Consider the following 15977-nt stretch of genomic DNA (forward strand, 5'->3'; position numbering starts at 1 on the left):
GAGTTTCTTGAGACAACGGGAGTCGTACCATGCGCCTGTTCATTTCACTGCTGCTGGCCGTCTGCTCTCTGGAGGCCTATGCGGAGCAACCGATCCCCGCCGACCCGGTAGCGGTCAAGGCCCAGCTGGCCAACTACTATTTCGATGCCGCCCGCCGCGGTGATATCGAGATCCTCGACACCTTCATCGAGGCCGGCTACTCCCTCGATACCCGCGACGAGAAGGGCTATACCGCGCTGATCCTGGCCGCCTATCACGGCCACGGGGCGGCGGTGGAGCGCCTGCTGGCCGCCGGCGCCGATGCTTGCGCCCAGGATGAGCGCGGTAATACCGCGTTGATGGGGGCGATCTTCAAGGGCGAGGTACGGATTGCCCGGCGCCTGATGGCGGCCGATTGCAGTCCCGACCAGCGCAATGCCGCTGGCCAGACGGCGGCCATGTACGCCGGCCTGTTCAAGCGTACCGAGTTGCTCCAGGCCCTGGCGGCCAAGGGCGCCGATCTTGAGGCCGAGGATCCGCTGGGCAATAGCCCCACGCGCCTGGCCAGCGGGCAGATCCGCACCGCCGCGCCGCGCTGATCGGCGCCAGCTGAGCTATCATCGCGGTTTTTGCCGGGGGTTCAGATGGCCAAGGCCAAGCGCATGTACGGCTGCACCGAGTGCGGTTCCACCTTTCCCAAATGGGCCGGGCAATGCGGTGAATGCGGCGCCTGGAACACCCTGGTCGAGACCATGATCGAAAGCGGCGGTGCCGCGGCACCCGCCGGGCGTACCGGCTGGGCCGGGCAGCAGGCGCAGATCAAGACCCTGGCCGAGGTCAGCGTCGAGGAGATCCCGCGTTTCTCCACCGCTTCCGGCGAGCTCGACCGAGTGCTCGGTGGTGGCCTGGTGGATGGCTCGGTGGTGCTGATCGGCGGTGATCCGGGGATCGGCAAGTCGACCATCCTGCTGCAGACCTTGTGCAACATCGCCACGCGCATGCCGGCGTTGTACGTCACCGGCGAGGAGTCCCAGCAGCAGGTAGCGATGCGCGCCCGGCGCCTGGGCCTGCCCCAGGACCAGTTGCGGGTAATGACCGAGACCTGCATCGAGACCATCATCGCCACGGCCCGGGTAGAAAAGCCCAAGGTCATGGTGATCGACTCCATCCAGACCATCTTCACCGAGCAACTGCAATCGGCTCCGGGCGGCGTGTCCCAGGTGCGCGAGAGCGCCGCCTTGCTGGTGCGCTATGCCAAGCAGAGCGGCACGGCGATCTTCCTGGTCGGCCACGTGACCAAGGAAGGCGCCCTGGCCGGCCCGCGGGTACTGGAGCACATGGTGGACACCGTGCTGTATTTCGAGGGGGAATCCGATGGCCGCCTGCGCCTGCTGCGGGCGGTGAAGAACCGCTTCGGCGCGGTCAACGAGCTTGGCGTGTTCGGCATGACCGATCGTGGGCTGAAGGAGGTCTCCAACCCGTCGGCGATCTTCCTCACCCGGGCCCAGGAGGAAGTGCCGGGCAGCGTGGTCATGGCCACCTGGGAAGGCACCCGGCCGATGCTGGTGGAGGTCCAGGCGCTGGTGGATGACAGCCACCTGGCCAACCCGCGCCGGGTCACCCTGGGCCTGGATCAGAACCGCTTGTCCATGCTGCTGGCGGTGCTGCACCGGCACGGCGGCATCCCGACCCACGACCAGGATGTGTTCCTCAACGTGGTGGGTGGGGTCAAGGTGCTGGAGACCGCCTCCGACCTGGCGTTGATGGCGGCGGTGATGTCGAGCCTGCGCAACCGGCCGTTGCCCCATGACCTGCTGGTGTTCGGCGAGGTGGGCCTGTCCGGCGAGGTGCGCCCGGTGCCCAGTGGCCAGGAACGCTTGAAGGAAGCGGCCAAGCATGGCTTCAAGCGGGCCATCGTGCCCAAGGGCAACGCGCCGAAGGAGCCGCCGGCAGGGCTGAAGATCATCGCCGTGACCCGTCTGGAGCAGGCGCTGGACGCACTTTTCGAATAACTCGGGCTGTTACTGAAAGGACGCACACGATATGGGCATGACAAACATGAAGGACTGGTTGCTGGGGATCGGCTTGCTCTGTGGTTGCAGCCTGGCCCTGGCCCAGCAGGCCGAGGCGCCGCCAGGCTACTGGATCGCGCAACAACTGCCGGTGGGGGATGGCACGACGCTGCAGGTGCTGGAAGACCAACGCATCACCCAGGAGGTCCATGACGAAAACTGGGGCAGCGGCATGGACGCGGACAATCTCCCAGAGGCCGCGGACGGCCAGCCGGCGGAGCCGTTGGAGGCCCAGGCGCGCCTGGTTTCGGACAGTGGCCAGGTGTTGGCGCAGCGGGCCCTGGGTTATCCCCTGGCCAATGTGAAGAAGGCCCCGCTCAGCGGCCTGCCATCGCCGGCCTTCTTTTTGTCCATCGACCAGACCGCGCCCCTGGGCAGCTACAGCGGTCCGCTCACCGAGGTGCTGGTACCGGCGCAGAATCGCCTGGACCCGGTGCCATGCCAGGACGAGAGTGGCGAGAAGCGGCCGCTGATGTTCAGCCATACCGGCAAGGCGGCCTGGCAGATAGTGCCCGCCAGCGGCGGCGGGACCGAAACCATCCAGCAGGTCTCGTCGGCCTCGACCATGGTGGACGATGAGTTCATCACCACCTATCGCACCTTCCGCTATGTCGATGGACAGTGGACGGCGGTTTCCCGACAACAGCCGGGCTACTGGGACCTGGAGCAGGACTTCCCCGAGCCCGCGCTGTTTCCCTGACTGGATGCGGCAGGTCAGATATCGATCAGCGCGCCCAGCTCCCGCTCCAGCTCCTCGGGGTCGCCCAGGTTCAGCTCGATCAGGCGCCGTAGGTGCTCGATGGACTCCAGGCCGATATGCAGGCAGACGAAACCCAGCTGGCCGTTGTTGTCATGGGCCAATTGCACGTCCATGCGCACATCGGCGTCCTGGCCCAGGTGGATATCGGCTTCGAAGGGGCGCTTGGGATCTCCCAGCCAGGGAGTGGGGCGCTCGATCAGCAAGCCCTTGAGGGACAGGTCCAGCAGTTGCACCGGCCAGCGGTGGGTGCCCTGGCTGAGTTCGGTCTTGGCATCGAAGGCGATACGTTTGAAGCGTCGGCGGTCGTCGTGTTGCTCGCTCATGGACTGGCCCTCTGCGTGGTGCACTGACTATAGACCCCGGCACCGGCCCGCCGCTACAACCCATGTCGCGCCTTGCGAAGCAGTCGCCGTAAGCGCTGCCCGGGAGACATTCGCCGCCAGCGCGAAGCCGGCCCGCGAAGCTGCCGCGCAGCGAGAAAGAATGCTCTAGACCAATGTGGGGGCTGGCCTTTGGGTGGAGTAGCGCTACACTCGCAAGCGCTATCTTTCTGTCCACCTGGCTGGAATATAAAAATGAAAAACAATAATAGCCCGCTACGCCACCTGCCCTGGCTGCTGCTGGCAATCGTAGGAGCATGCGCCCTGGGCGTAGTCGCATTGCGTCGAGGGGAGGCGATCAACGCCTTGTGGATCGTGGTCGCGGCAGTGGCCATCTACCTAGTGGCGTACCGCTACTACAGCCTGTTCATCGCCAACAACGTGATGCAGCTGGATTCGAGCCGCGCCACCCCCGCCGTACTCAACAATGACGGTCTGGACTATGTGCCGACCAACAAGCACATCCTGTTCGGCCACCACTTCGCGGCCATCGCTGGCGCAGGTCCCCTGGTGGGCCCGGTCCTGGCGGCGCAGATGGGCTACCTGCCCGGTACCCTGTGGCTGATCGCCGGTGTGGTCCTGGCCGGCGCGGTGCAGGACTTCATGGTGCTGTTCCTGTCCACCCGGCGTAACGGTCGCTCCCTGGGCGACATGGTCCGCGAGGAGATGGGGCGCATTCCCGGGACCATCGCCCTGTTCGGCTGCTTCCTGATCATGATCATCATCCTCGCGGTGCTGGCGCTGATCGTGGTCAAGGCCCTGGCCGAGAGCCCTTGGGGCATCTTCACGGTGATGGCGACCATCCCGATCGCGGTGTTCATGGGCGTGTACATGCGCTACATCCGCCCGGGTCGCATCGGCGAGATCTCGCTGATCGGCGTGATCCTGCTGCTCGCTTCCATCTGGCTCGGTGGCCAAGTGGCGGCCGATCCGGTCTGGAGCAAGATGTTCACCTTCACCGGCGTGCAGATCACCTGGATGCTGATCGGCTACGGTTTCGTCGCTGCGGTGCTGCCGGTCTGGCTGATCCTGGCGCCACGGGACTACCTGTCGACCTTCCTCAAGATCGGCACCATCATCGCCCTGGCGATCGGCATCCTGATCACCATGCCCGAACTGAAGATGCCGGCCCTGACCCAGTTCACCGACGGCACCGGCCCGGTGTGGAAAGGCGGCCTGTTCCCGTTCCTGTTCATCACCATCGCCTGTGGCGCGGTATCCGGCTTCCATGCGCTGATCTCCTCGGGGACCACGCCCAAGCTGCTGGATAACGAGACCAACGCTCGCTACATCGGCTACGGCGGCATGCTCATGGAGTCCTTCGTGGCGATCATGGCCATGGTCGCGGCCTCGGTGATCGAGCCTGGCGTGTACTTCGCCATGAACAGCCCGGCGGCCATCGTCGGGGGTGACGTGGCCGCGGTCGCCCAGACCGTCAGCAGTTGGGGCTTCGTCATCAGTCCCGAGCAACTGCAGGCGGTGGCCAAGGACATCGGCGAGAACACCATCCTGGCCCGTGCCGGTGGTGCCCCGACCCTGGCGGTGGGGATCGCGCAGATCCTCCATCATGTGCTGCCGGGCGAGAACACCATGGCGTTCTGGTACCACTTCGCGATCCTGTTCGAAGCGCTGTTCATCCTTACCGCAGTGGATGCCGGTACCCGGGCCGGGCGCTTCATGCTCCAGGACCTGCTGGGCTCCTTCGTTCCCGCGCTCAAGCGCACCGAATCCTGGGGCGCCAACCTGATCGCCACCGCCGGTTGCGTGGCCCTCTGGGGCTACCTGCTGTACCAGGGCGTGATCGATCCGCTGGGTGGTATCAACACCCTGTGGCCGCTGTTCGGCATCTCCAACCAGATGCTGGCCGGTATCGCCCTGATGCTCGGCACCGTGATCCTGATCAAGATGAAGCGCCAGCGCTACATCTGGGTCACCCTGCTGCCAGCTGTGTGGCTGCTGATCTGCACCACCACCGCGGGCTTCATCAAGCTGTTCGACGCCAACCCGGCGATCGGCTTCCTGTCCCTGGCCAAGAAGTACAGCGATGCCCTGGCCAACGGCCAGATCCTCGCCCCGGCCAAGGACATCACGCAGATGCAGCACGTGATCTTCAACGCCTATACCAACGCGGCCCTGACCGGCCTGTTCCTGCTGGTGGTATTCAGTGTCCTGTTCTACGCGCTCAAGGTCGGCGTCGCCGCCTGGGGCAGCAAGGAGCGCACGGACAAGGAATCGCCGTACCAGGCGGTACCGGACGCCTGACCCGAGGATTGCAACGATGTTCAATGACCTGAGTCGCCTCGGTAAATACCTCGGTCAGGCCGCGCGCCTGATGGTCGGCATGCCCGACTACGACAACTATGTCGAACACATGCAAACCAAGCACCCGGACAAGCCGGTGATGTCGTACGAGGCGTTCTTCCGCGAACGCCAGGAGGCACGCTACGGCGGCAAGGGTGGTCCGAAGTGCTGTTGAGGCACTGCGTTTAGGCAATACCCCGGCAGGAGCCGGCGGGCCCGGCGATGGCGTTCCAAGGAGCGCTATCGCCAGGTCCGCCGGCTCCTGCGTTTTCAGGCATGGGAGACCCTGTTTTGCACAATCCTGTTCCCGTCACCGTTCTCAGCGGTTTTCTCGGCGCCGGCAAGACCACCTTGTTGCGCCACCTGCTCAAGGCCGAGCACGGCTTGAAGATCGCCGTGATCGAAAATGAATTCAGCGACGCCGGTATCGACAGCCAATTGCTGGGCAGCGAGCCGGTTCAAGTCATGACCCTGTCCAATGGTTGTGTCTGCTGCACCATCCACACCGACCTGAGCAAGGCCCTGTACTTGTTGTTGGAGCGCCTGGACAGCGGCGAGATCGCCTTCGACCGGCTGGTGATCGAGTGCACTGGCCTGGCGGATCCGGCGCCGGTGGCGCAGACCTTCTTTATCGATGAAGAGCTGCGCGAGCGCTATATCCTCGACGGCATCATCACCCTGGTGGATGCCAGGCACGCCGAGTTCCACCTGACCCAGACCATCGCCCAGGCGCAGATCGGCTTTGCCGACCGCTTGCTGGTGAGCAAGCGCGACCTGGTGGACCAGGACAGCTTCGAGGCCCTCTGCCAGCGCCTGACGCGGATCAACCGCCGGGCGCCGATCCATGTGGTGGATCACGGCAATATCGAGCTGGCGCAGCTGCTGGATGTGCGCGGCTTCAATCTCAATGCCGACCTGGGTGGCGGCATCAGCCTGCGTCCGGTGAGCAAGGCACCTTCGGTGGATCGCATCGCCAGCCTGGTGTTGCGTACCGAGCAGGCACTGGACCTTGCGCGCCTGAGCGAATTCATGAATGAGCTGCTGGAAGAGCACGGCAAGCAGTTGCTGCGCTACAAGGGCGTGCTGAACGTCATCGACGAACCCCGGCGCATGGTGTTCCAGGGCGTGCTCAAGCTCTACGGCTTCGACTGGGACAGCGAGTGGGCTGCAGACGAAGTTCGCGAGAGCGTGATGGTGTTCATCGCCGATGACCTGCCGGAAGAGAAGATTCGCCAGGGCTTCGCGCGGATGCTGGCCGGCTGACACCGCGTTGCGCAGCCTGCTCCTCCAGGCCCCTGAGCAAGAGCAGTTGCAGGTGTTCCAGGTGCTGCTGCATCAACGCCTCGGCCAGCGTGGCGTTGGCCTCCTGCAACGCGTCGACGATGGCGGCGTGTTCCTGCCAGGCGCAATGCTGCAAGGCCTGGCCCGCCAGTTGGGCGATGGCCAGGGAGGTCAGGGGCACCAGGCTGCCGAGGAAGTGGGCCAGGGGCGCATTGCCGGCCAGTTGCGCCAGTTGCAGGTGGAACTCCCCTGACAGGCGGATGGCCGGGCCATGCCAGCCGCGTTCGATGGCCTCGCGCTCGCGGGCGACCAGTTGGTGCAAGGGCTGCAAGCGCTTGCGCGGCTGCTGGCAGGCCAGGCGCACCAGGGCGATTTCCGCCAGGCGCCGGGCGTGGAGGATCTGCCGGGTCTGCTCCAGGTCCGGTGCCGCCACCCGGGGCCGGTGGTTGGGCCGCAGGATCACTACCTGCTGGTGGGACAGGCGCGCCAGTACCTGACGCACGATACTGCGGCTGATGCCAAAGGCCTGGCCCAGGCTGTCCTCGGTGAAGCGGCTGCCGGGGGCGATGCGCTGCTCGAGGATGGCATCGAAGATCTGCGGGTAGACATCGTCTACCAACAGCTTCTTCGCACCACGTCGATGCAGGTTGGCCAGCGGGGTGAAGCGAGGGTTTTCCTGGGCGTGGCTGGCCATGGCCGGTCTCCGGTCCAGTTGCCGATACGGGATGGGTTACCGGGCGTCCGGGCCCAGGTGGTCGTCCGGGATATTCAGTTCGATGCCCATGCGCTGGCCCTCCTGGAGGATATGCCGGCGCATCTCGGCGCTGGCCTGGGCGCTGTTGCGGTTGCGGATCGCTCGGACCACCGCTTCGTTTTCCTCCAGGCGTTCGGCCAGGTGCTGGGGAGATTCGCGCAGGATCCGCGCGCTCTGCCTGAGGGCGTTGCTGGTCTGCTGCACCACGTTCTGGAAGATCGGGTTGCTGGTCAGGGTGAACAGTTCTTCATGGAAAGCGATGTAGGCATTGGCCCCGGCCTCGGCGTCGCTGGCTTCCAGGGCTTCGCGCATGTCCATCAGGGTCAGGCGTAGCTGGCCGATCTCCCGGCTGCTGATGGATTGCGCCACCAGGCCGACGATGAAGGGCTCCAGGGTATAGCGCAGCTGCAACACGTCCTCCAGGCTGGCGCCGGCCAGCGTGGCTTCCGGGCCCTGGAGCTCGTCCAGGGGGGCCTCGAGCACCAGCACGCCCTTGCCGGGCATGGAACGCACCAGGCCCAGGGTTTCCAGGACGATCACCGCTTCACGCAGGCTGGGCCGGCTGATCCCCAGCTGTTCGGCCAGTTCACGCTGTCCGGGCAGCATGTCGCCGGAGCGCCACTGGCCGCGGGCCAGGGCGGCCCGCAGCTTTTCTACCACTGAGTTCACAACCGTTGACGAGCTGATCACTGTCGACTCCATGTAAGGGGCGCGCGTTGTCGCGCGCTGATTGCTGTGCCTGGCGCGGGCCGGCACAAGGATGGATCAGAATTCCTGCTGGCTCCCGCTCGCAGCCTTGCGGGCCTGGAAACCATAGCCTTGCTGGCCGCTGAGCACCTTGCCGGCCCGCTGTAGATCGATGTCCTGTTCCCAGCGGGCGATGGCGACCGTAGCCACGCAATTGCCGATCAGGTTGGTCAGGGCCCGGCCGATGCCCATGAACCAGTCCACCGCCAGCACCAGGACCAGGCCCACCACCGGGATCGCCGGGATCGCGGTCAGGGTCGCCGCCAGGATCACCAAGGCCGAACCGGGAATGCCGTGGGCACCCTTGGAGGTGATCAGCGATACCAGCAGGATGGTCAGCAGGTCTGCCATGGACAGCGGCGTGCCGGTGGCATTGGCGATGAAGACGATAGCCAGGGTCAGGTAGATGGAGAAACCGTCGAGGTTGAACGAATAACCGGTAGGAATCACCAGGCCCACGGTGGAACTGCCGATCCCCAAGTGTTCCAGCTTACGCATGACCTGTGGCAGTACCGCGTCCGAAGAGGCGGTGCCGAGCACGATCAGCAACTCCTCGCGCAGGTACTTGAGCAAAGGCAGCATGCGCAGGCCCGACAGGCGCATCACCAGGCCCAGGATCAGCGCGACGAAAGCGCTGCAGGTCAGGTAGAACACGCCCACCAGGCTGCCCAGGTGCTGTAGCGAGTCCAGGCCGTACTTGCTGGTCGTGAAGGCAATGGCGCCGAACACCCCGATGGGCGCCAGGTGGACGATCATGCCCATGATGCGGAAGATCACGTGGCTCAGTTCGTTGATCAAGCGCGAGATCCCGGAGGCCGCTTCGCCCACCAGGTTCAGCGCGCTACCGAACAGTACCGAGAACAGCAGCACCTGGAGGATGTTGTTCTCGGCGAAGGCACCGAGCACCGAGGAGGGGATCAGGCCCATGAGGAACTGGCTGGTGGTGTGCATATGCTCGCTGCGCTGGGCGATGTCGCCCATGTCAGCGGAAGACAGCTGCTCCAGGTGGATGTTGGCGCCGCTGCCGATGCCGGTGCTGAAGGCCATGACCAGGCCGATGACCAGGGCCAGGGTGGTTAGGATTTCGAAGTAGATCACCGATTTCAGGCCGATGCGGCCGACCTTCTTCAGGTCGCCGGCGCCGCAGATGCCGCTGACCACCACGCAGAACACGATGAGGCCGATGAGCATCTTGATCAGCTTGATGAAGGCATCGCCCAGGGGTTTGAGTTGCGAGGAGTATTCGGGGAGGGTGAGACCGCACACGATGCCGAGCAACAGCCCGAGCACCACTTGGAGGAAGATCGAACGCGAGCACCATTTGAGCATGGGAGGAATCCTGGTCGGTGTCCGGCCTGCCGGGCATTCGAGACGCGGCGGATGACGGACTTAATTATTGTGGTCTTACCGGTTTGTCCAGTGCAGGCGCAGTCTACGCCCGGGTTTTTTGGGTTTACAAGAGGAATCGGGCAAATTGGCTTTACCGGTCTGACCAGTGGTTTTGTGCTGCCGATCCAGGCTTTCGGTCTTGTGGTATTCGGGGGACGTGCAAGGGCCGTCGCAGAGCCTTGGAGGTTCCTGCGGGGCGCGTCGCCGCTTGCAGTAGCTGCTAGAGGGAGTTTTTTGGGGACATGAAAAAGCCCGGCGCCAGGCCGGGCTTTTCTATTGCGGTGCGGTGCCGATTAAGCGCCGTACACCGGCAGCTTCTTGCAGATGGCCTTGACCTTCTCGCGTACGGCGTCGATCACCGCTTCGTTGTTCAGGTCTGCCAGGATGTCGCAGATCCAGCCGGCCAGCTCGCGGCACTCGGCTTCCTTGAAGCCGCGGGTGGTCACGGCTGGAGTACCGAAGCGCAGGCCCGAGGTGACGAACGGCGAGCGTGGGTCGTTTGGCACCGAGTTCTTGTTCACGGTGATGAAGGCCTTGCCCAGAGCGGCGTCGGCGTCCTTACCGGAGATGTCCTGCTTGATCAGGGACAGCAGGAACAGGTGGTTCTGGGTACCGCCGGAAACCACGTCGAAACCGCGCTCGATGAACACTTCGGCCATGGCCTGGGCGTTCTTCACCACTTGCTGCTGGTAGGCCTTGAACTCAGGTTGCAGGGCTTCCTTGAAGCAGATGGCCTTGGCGGCGATCACGTGCTCCAGCGGGCCGCCCTGGGCGCCAGGGAATACGGCGGAGTTGAGCTTCTTCTCGATGTCGGCGTTGGCGCGAGCCAGGATCAGGCCGCCACGTGGACCACGCAGGGTCTTGTGGGTAGTGGTGGTGACCACGTCGGCGAATGGCACCGGGTTCGGGTATACGCCAGCGGCTACCAGGCCGGCCACGTGGGCCATGTCGACGAACAGGTAGGCACCGACCTTGTCGGCGATTTCGCGAAAGCGTGGGAAGTCCAGGATCTGCGAGTAGGCGGAGAAACCGGCGACGATCATTTTCGGCTTGTGCTCGACCGCCAGGCGCTCGACTTCGTCGTAGTCGATCAGGCCGTTGGCGTCGATGCCGTACTGCACGGCGTTATACAGCTTGCCGGAGGAGGAAACGGCCGCACCGTGGGTCAGGTGGCCGCCGTGGGCCAGGCTCATGCCCAGGATGGTGTCGCCGCCTTGCAGCAGGGCCAGGTAGACCGCGGCGTTGGCCTGGGAGCCGGCGTGGGGCTGGACGTTGGCGTAGTCGGCGCCGAACAGTTCCTTGGCGCGATCGATTGCAAGCTGCTCGACCACGTCGACGTACTCGCAACCACCGTAGTAGCGCTTGCCTGGGTAGCCTTCGGCGTACTTGTTGGTCAGTACCGAGCCTTGAGCTTCCATCACCGCTGGGCTGGTGTAGTTTTCCGAAGCGATCAGCTCAATGTGCTCTTCCTGGCGCTGAGCTTCTTGCTCCATGGCGGCAAAGAGATCGGCGTCGTACTTGGCAATAGTCAAATCACGGCTGAACATGGCGGTCCTCAAGGATCGGGGGGGCAGAAAAGGCAAGCATTCTAACCCAATGGGTTTTGGATGGCATATGAAAGGACATCATGTCGCACGCAAAACAGCTTCAAGTGACGGGCTGCAAGCTGAAGCGGATCGCTTTTCTCTTGCAGCTTGTCTGCTTGAAGCCTGCCGCTGCTTCTAGTCGAACATGAACAAGGCGTCGTTGCTGAATTGCGCTTCGAAACGGTTGGCCGGCATCGGCCGCCCGAACAGGTAGCCCTGGACCTCGTCGCAGCCGTGTTCGCGCAGGAAGTCCAGCTGTTCGTGGGTCTCCACCCCTTCGGCGATCACCGCCAGGTTCAGGCTGTGGGCCATGGCGATGATGGCGCGGGCGATCTGCGCGTCCTGCTCGCCGGACGGCAGGCCGTCGACGAAGGTGCGGTCGATCTTCAGCACGTCGATGGGGAACTGCTTGAGGTAGTTCAGTGACGAGTAGCCAGTGCCGAAGTCGTCCACCGCGATGCTCAGCCCCAGGTTCTTCAGGCCGTCGAGTATCTGCATCGCTTCGCTGACCTCGCGCATCAGGATGCTTTCGGTCAACTCCAGCTCCAGGCATGCCGGCGGCAGGCCGGTGTCCCGGAGAATGGTGGCAATGCGCATGCCCAGCTGGCCGTCGGAGAATTGTCGGGCCGAAATGTTCACCGAAACCTTCGGTACCCGCACCTTGGCCACGTGCCAGGCCTTGAGTTGGCGACAGGCTTCGCTGATCACCCAATCGCCGACATCCACCACCAGCCCCAGTTCTTCCAACACCGGAATGAAGTCGCCCGGCGGCACCAGGCCGCGGCGTGGATGGCGCCAGCGCAGCAGGGCCTCGGCCCCGGTCAGGCGCTTGCCGTCGCCGCTGAACTGCGGTTGGTAGTAGAGCACGAACTCCTGCTGCTCCAGGGCATGGCGCAGGTCGCTTTCCAGTTCCAGGCGTTCCAGGGCACTGGCGTTCATGTCCGCCTGGTAGAACTGGAAGTTGTTCTTGCCGCGTTCCTTGGCGTGGTACATCGCGGTGTCGGCGTTCTTCATCAACTGGCTCAGTTCGTTGCCGTCCTGGGGGCTCAGGGCGATGCCGATACTGGCGGTGACGAAGAATTCCCGGCCTTCGAGGACGAAAGGTTTGACCAGGCTGGCGAGGATCTGCTCGGCGACGTGGATCGCCCGGTTCAGGGCAATTTCCCGACTGGCGCGCGGTTGCAGCAGCAGGGTGAACTCGTCGCCGCCCATCCGCGCCACGGTATCGTCATCGTCGACGCAACCCAGCAGGCGGACGGCCATCTCCTTGAGCATGCGGTCGCCGGCAGCATGGCCCAGGGAGTCGTTGATCGGCTTGAAGCGATCGAGGTCGAGGAACATCAGCACCACCCAGGACTTCTGCCGTTCCGCCGATTGCAGCGCGGTGTGCAGGCGGTCCTGGAACAGTGTGCGGTTGGGCAGGTGGGTCAGGGCATCGTAGTAGGCCAGGCGGTGGATCCGTTGTTCGCTGGCCTTGCGTTCGCTGATGTCGCTGAAGAAGCACACGTAGCTGGCCAGGTCGCCTTCGTCGTCGAGCACCGCGGTGATCCCGACCCAGGCTGGATAGTGCTCGCCATTGCGACGCTTGAGCCAGACCTCGCCTTCCCAGGTGCTGTGCTGGTTCAACTGCTTGATCACGTAGCGCAGGTGGGCTTCCTGCTGTTCATCCACGGTGAGCATGTTCGGCAGTTGGTCCAGCACTTGGGATACGGCGTAGCCGCTGACCCGGCTGAAGGCCTCGTTGGCCTGCACGATGTAGCCTGCCGGGTCGGTGATGAGAATCGCCGAGGTCGAGTGCTCGAATACCGTGGCCGCCATGCGCAGGTCTTTTTCCGCCCGGCGTTGCTGGCTGATATCGCGGCCGACCCCGAGCACGCCTTCGAAGGCACCGTGTTCGTCCCAGACCAGCACCAGGCGCAGTTCGATGGGGATCTTGCGGCCATCGGCCCGCAGGCAGTCGAACAGGAACAGCTGGGTCTGCACCTGGCTGCGCAATTGTGCCAGTTGCTCGGGCTTGTCCAGGGCCTTGCTGACCCGGTCCATCAGCACATAGATGCCGGTCAACTGCTGCGGGTTGGCGATGGTCGACTGCCAGCCGTTCTGGAACACCCACTCCACGTCGTAGCCGAGCACCGACTGCACCGATGGGCTGACGTAGTTCAGCGAGAGCTTGTTGTCGGTGGAGAAGATCACGTCGCTGATGCTTTCGGCGAGCATGCGGTAGCGCTGTTCGCTGTCGCGCAGGGACTCGCTGGCCTCGATCTGGTCGGTGATGTCCTTGGCCACGCCGATGATGCGCGTCACCTGGTCGTAGCGATCACGGGCCAGGGCCTGTTCGCGGATTTCGAAGCGCCGCCATTGGCCGCTGCGATGGCGGAAGCGCAACTGGCACTGCAGGAGCTGGGCATACCCGGAATGCCGCTGGTCCTGGCGCAGTTGGTGATAAAGGTCGGCGTCCTCGGGGTGGAGCAGGATCTCCCAGAAGTACTCGCCCATCTGCTGCAGTTCGGTCTGGTTGTAGCCCAGGGTCTGCCCGAGATGGTGGTTGCTGAAGATCATCCGCTGGCTGATCACATCCTGCACGTACAGGTGATCGGGCACGGTCCGCACCACGTCCGACCAGAAACCCTCGCGCTCCAGCAGCGACAGTTCGATCAGCTTGCGACTGGTGATATCGCTGATGCTGAGGATCACCGCCCTGAAGTCGTCGGGTTGTTCCGGCAGGCGCATCACCAGCCATAGGTGCTGGTCGTTGCCCTGGGCATCGCTGAGCTTGATTTCCAGTTCCAGCTGCTTGTGCTGATTGACCAGCGCTTCGAGCAGCTGGCCGCCGATGGCGCTGCCGGGGTTCGGGCTGCCTTCGATCAGCAATTGCCAGGCCTCGTCGCCGGACTGGACGTTGAGCAAGCTCAGGGCGACCTGGTTGACTTCGGTGATGCGCAGTTCCTGGAGCAATTGGCGGTACTGCTCCGGATGGCCGTCCTGCCAGCGCTTGAGCTGGTTGAGCGAATGCAGGTGGTGTTTCTCCAGCAGGCTTGGCAGACCGGAGATGTCCAGCACGCAGAGGGCCACGCCAGTGCCCTCGAAAATGTCCTGGTAGCGGCGCCGGCCTTCGTGCAGTTGGCGCTGGCGTCGGCGGATGTTGAGGAGGGCGATCACCGGCAGCAGGGAAAAGGCCAGCCCCAGCAGGCACTTGCCGATGAAGGCCGGCAGCAGTTCCTCGAGTACCGCGCGCTGGTCGAACAAGCCGCGCAGTTGCCAGTCGCTGTTGCCCAGGGGCGACAGCAGCACGCTGCTGGCCATTTCGTCGGGGTTGAGCATGCCCGGGGTCGGGGTGCTGCGCTCGTCACGCTTGATCACCTGGCGGCTCAGGCGGTTCTCGATCACCCAGCTGGGCTTGAAGCTGTCCTCGCTCTGGCGCACCAGGCTCTGCAGGAAGCTTGGCGCCATCCGCAGGACCCAGTAGCCACGGGTCGAGCCGCTGGCCTGGTGCAGCAGTACGTGCACCACCGAGCCGTCGGCGGGGTTGCTGTAGTAGAAGCGCTGCGAGCGGCTGCGCTGCACCAGCTCGGCGAGCCATACGGCATCCTGGCTGCCCTCGGCGGTATCGCTGATGATTGCGCCCTGGGCATCGAGCAGGGCGAAGCTGCGTACATCCGGCAGGGAGCGCTGGAGTTTCTCCAGCAGTTGCTGTTGTTGCTGGCTGTTCTGGGGGACTTCGACGATTGGCAGCAGGTTGAGGGCGATTTGCGCATTGAGCGCCAGGTTCAGGCTCAGGTGGTCGGCGAGGTCGGCACTGTAGTCGATGGCATGCTGGCGCTGGTCGCGGCGAGCCTGTTGCAGTTGGTCGAGCAACTGCCAGAACAGCAGGGCCAGGAGCAGTAGCACCAGGGTCGCCAATGCGCCTTTGAGGGTGCCGCGCAAAGGAGGGGCCGACACAGGGGCTTTAGCGCGCGCTGGCTGTGGCGAAGTAACGTTGGACAAGCTTTGATCCTGCGGTTTGGCTGGGCTGGCGCGACGTGCACTATAAGCCGGACGCCCGAAGGGCGGCTAGCATGCCTTGAGTTGTGGCAAAGTGCCAGACCCGTCTGGCCGACTAGAGGGTCAGCCCGCTCTCGAGCAGGGAATTCGCCAGCCGCGAAAGAATGGCTACGGCGAAGCAGCAGATCACCACCGAGGCCGTGCGATTGATGGCGTGGGGTGTCAGCCAGGCATGGCCACTGCGCTTGATCCGGGCGCCGAACAGCACCCAGGCGCAGCCCACAGGGATCACCACCGTGGTGAACTGCAAGACGAAATGCAGGTAGAGCTCGGCGTCGGCGAACGTCTGCAGTGGGACGATGAATGACACCACCAGCAAGCCCTTGGGATTGATCAGGGTCAGGAGGAAGAAATGCCGTCGGGATACCTGGCCTTCCGGTGAGGCCTGCGGCCTGTTGCCGGACCGACCCCAGAGCAGGTACGAGGTCTTGGCCAGGTAGCAGACCGAAGCGAATTGCATCAGCTTCAGGCACCAGGGGGCGCCATCACCGATGTGTCCCAGCAGATACCCCCAGAAGGAGATCTGCAGCAGGTAGGCCAGGCATTCCAGCAGGCTCAAGGGCCAGGCACGCCTGAAGCCGCTGAGTACGCCTGAGCGCAACAACAGCGTGTTGGTCGGGCCCGGCATCAACAGCAGCAATCCAAGTGCAGACATGATGTTCAGCATGCAGGCGGTCTCCTGAAACA

The 15977-nt window shown here is 64.2% G+C and carries 13 protein-coding genes; 6 read left to right on the forward strand and 7 right to left on the reverse strand.

Annotated features, from left to right (window positions below; all coding sequences use genetic code 11):
- The first annotated feature begins 29 nt into the window (after positions 1-29).
- From H7A76_RS10050 to H7A76_RS10060, 3 genes are read left to right on the forward strand one after another with little or no spacing between them, the layout of a single operon-like run.
- Positions 30-578, forward strand: coding sequence for an ankyrin repeat domain-containing protein (locus tag H7A76_RS10050; protein WP_185698340.1), 549 nt, complete (start codon positions 30-32; stop codon positions 576-578).
- A gap of 45 nt (positions 579-623) precedes the next feature.
- Positions 624-1991: a DNA repair protein RadA gene (gene radA / locus H7A76_RS10055; RefSeq protein ID WP_022641120.1), complete on the forward strand. Its 1368-nt coding sequence runs from the start codon at positions 624-626 to the stop codon at positions 1989-1991.
- A gap of 31 nt (positions 1992-2022) precedes the next feature.
- Positions 2023-2751 carry a hypothetical protein gene (locus H7A76_RS10060; RefSeq protein ID WP_409297378.1) on the forward strand — a complete coding sequence of 243 codons (729 nt, stop codon included), beginning with the start codon at positions 2023-2025 and terminating at the stop codon, positions 2749-2751.
- 14 nt (positions 2752-2765) lie between these two features.
- Here H7A76_RS10060 and H7A76_RS10065 read toward each other — a convergent pair whose 3' ends face one another.
- A complete protein-coding gene (locus tag H7A76_RS10065) occupies positions 2766-3134 on the reverse strand; it encodes a PilZ domain-containing protein (protein WP_185698342.1) in 369 nt (122 codons plus the stop codon).
- Between the two features lie 252 nt (positions 3135-3386).
- Between H7A76_RS10065 and H7A76_RS10070 the strand changes: the two genes are divergently transcribed.
- The 3 genes from H7A76_RS10070 (at position 3387) to yjiA (ending at position 6755) form a co-directional block, all read left to right on the forward strand.
- The gene (locus H7A76_RS10070; RefSeq protein ID WP_185698343.1) at positions 3387-5453 is read left to right on the forward strand and encodes a carbon starvation CstA family protein; all 2067 of its coding nucleotides are present in this window, start codon (positions 3387-3389) and stop codon (positions 5451-5453) included.
- A 16-nt stretch (positions 5454-5469) separates the two neighbouring features.
- Positions 5470-5667, forward strand: coding sequence for a YbdD/YjiX family protein (locus tag H7A76_RS10075; protein WP_007937254.1), 198 nt, complete (start codon positions 5470-5472; stop codon positions 5665-5667).
- Between the two features lie 101 nt (positions 5668-5768).
- Entirely contained in the window at positions 5769-6755 is a 987-nt protein-coding gene (gene yjiA, locus H7A76_RS10080; RefSeq protein WP_409297375.1) for a GTPase, read from the forward strand.
- On the opposite strand, the gene H7A76_RS10085 is transcribed toward yjiA, so the two are convergent.
- The 6 genes from H7A76_RS10085 to H7A76_RS10110 form a co-directional block, all read right to left on the reverse strand.
- Positions 6691-7467: a GntR family transcriptional regulator gene (locus H7A76_RS10085; protein WP_185698345.1), complete on the reverse strand. Its 777-nt coding sequence runs from the start codon at positions 7465-7467 to the stop codon at positions 6691-6693. The genes yjiA and H7A76_RS10085 overlap by 65 nt on opposite strands.
- 36 nt (positions 7468-7503) lie before the next feature.
- Positions 7504-8217, reverse strand: coding sequence for a FadR/GntR family transcriptional regulator (locus H7A76_RS10090; protein WP_185698346.1), 714 nt, complete (start codon positions 8215-8217; stop codon positions 7504-7506).
- A 75-nt stretch (positions 8218-8292) separates the two neighbouring features.
- On the reverse strand, positions 8293-9603 hold the full coding sequence (locus H7A76_RS10095) for a C4-dicarboxylate transporter DctA (protein WP_185698347.1): 1311 nt from the start codon (positions 9601-9603) through the stop codon (positions 8293-8295).
- Between the two features lie 353 nt (positions 9604-9956).
- Positions 9957-11210: a serine hydroxymethyltransferase gene (gene glyA, locus H7A76_RS10100; RefSeq protein ID WP_185698348.1), complete on the reverse strand. Its 1254-nt coding sequence runs from the start codon at positions 11208-11210 to the stop codon at positions 9957-9959.
- A 174-nt stretch (positions 11211-11384) separates the two neighbouring features.
- Positions 11385-15233, reverse strand: coding sequence for a bifunctional diguanylate cyclase/phosphodiesterase (locus H7A76_RS10105; RefSeq protein WP_185698349.1), 3849 nt, complete (start codon positions 15231-15233; stop codon positions 11385-11387).
- 112 nt (positions 15234-15345) lie between these two features.
- Entirely contained in the window at positions 15346-15957 is a 612-nt protein-coding gene (locus H7A76_RS10110) for a LysE family translocator (protein ID WP_185698350.1), read from the reverse strand.
- Positions 15958-15977 lie beyond the last annotated feature (20 nt).

The sequence above is a fragment of the Pseudomonas sp. MSSRFD41 genome (genome assembly GCF_014230245.1).
GTDB classification, from domain to species: domain Bacteria; phylum Pseudomonadota; class Gammaproteobacteria; order Pseudomonadales; family Pseudomonadaceae; genus Aquipseudomonas; species Aquipseudomonas piscis.

Bases quoted from the DNA above. Each gene is read 5' to 3' on its own strand.
- H7A76_RS10065 (WP_185698342.1), bottom strand. From the start codon at position 3,134: ATGAGCGAGCAACACGACGACCGCCGACGCTTCAAACGTATCGCCTTC.
- H7A76_RS10060 (WP_409297378.1), top strand. From the start codon at position 2,023: ATGGGCATGACAAACATGAAGGACTGGTTGCTGGGGATCGGCTTGCTC.
- glyA (WP_185698348.1), bottom strand. From the start codon at position 11,210: ATGTTCAGCCGTGATTTGACTATTGCCAAGTACGACGCCGATCTCTTT.
- yjiA (WP_409297375.1), top strand. From the start codon at position 5,769: ATGGGAGACCCTGTTTTGCACAATCCTGTTCCCGTCACCGTTCTCAGC.
- H7A76_RS10070 (WP_185698343.1), top strand. From the start codon at position 3,387: ATGAAAAACAATAATAGCCCGCTACGCCACCTGCCCTGGCTGCTGCTG.
- H7A76_RS10110 (WP_185698350.1), bottom strand. From the start codon at position 15,957: ATGCTGAACATCATGTCTGCACTTGGATTGCTGCTGTTGATGCCGGGC.
- H7A76_RS10095 (WP_185698347.1), bottom strand. From the start codon at position 9,603: ATGCTCAAATGGTGCTCGCGTTCGATCTTCCTCCAAGTGGTGCTCGGG.
- H7A76_RS10075 (WP_007937254.1), top strand. From the start codon at position 5,470: ATGTTCAATGACCTGAGTCGCCTCGGTAAATACCTCGGTCAGGCCGCG.
- H7A76_RS10050 (WP_185698340.1), top strand. From the start codon at position 30: ATGCGCCTGTTCATTTCACTGCTGCTGGCCGTCTGCTCTCTGGAGGCC.
- H7A76_RS10085 (WP_185698345.1), bottom strand. From the start codon at position 7,467: ATGGCCAGCCACGCCCAGGAAAACCCTCGCTTCACCCCGCTGGCCAAC.
- radA (WP_022641120.1), top strand. From the start codon at position 624: ATGGCCAAGGCCAAGCGCATGTACGGCTGCACCGAGTGCGGTTCCACC.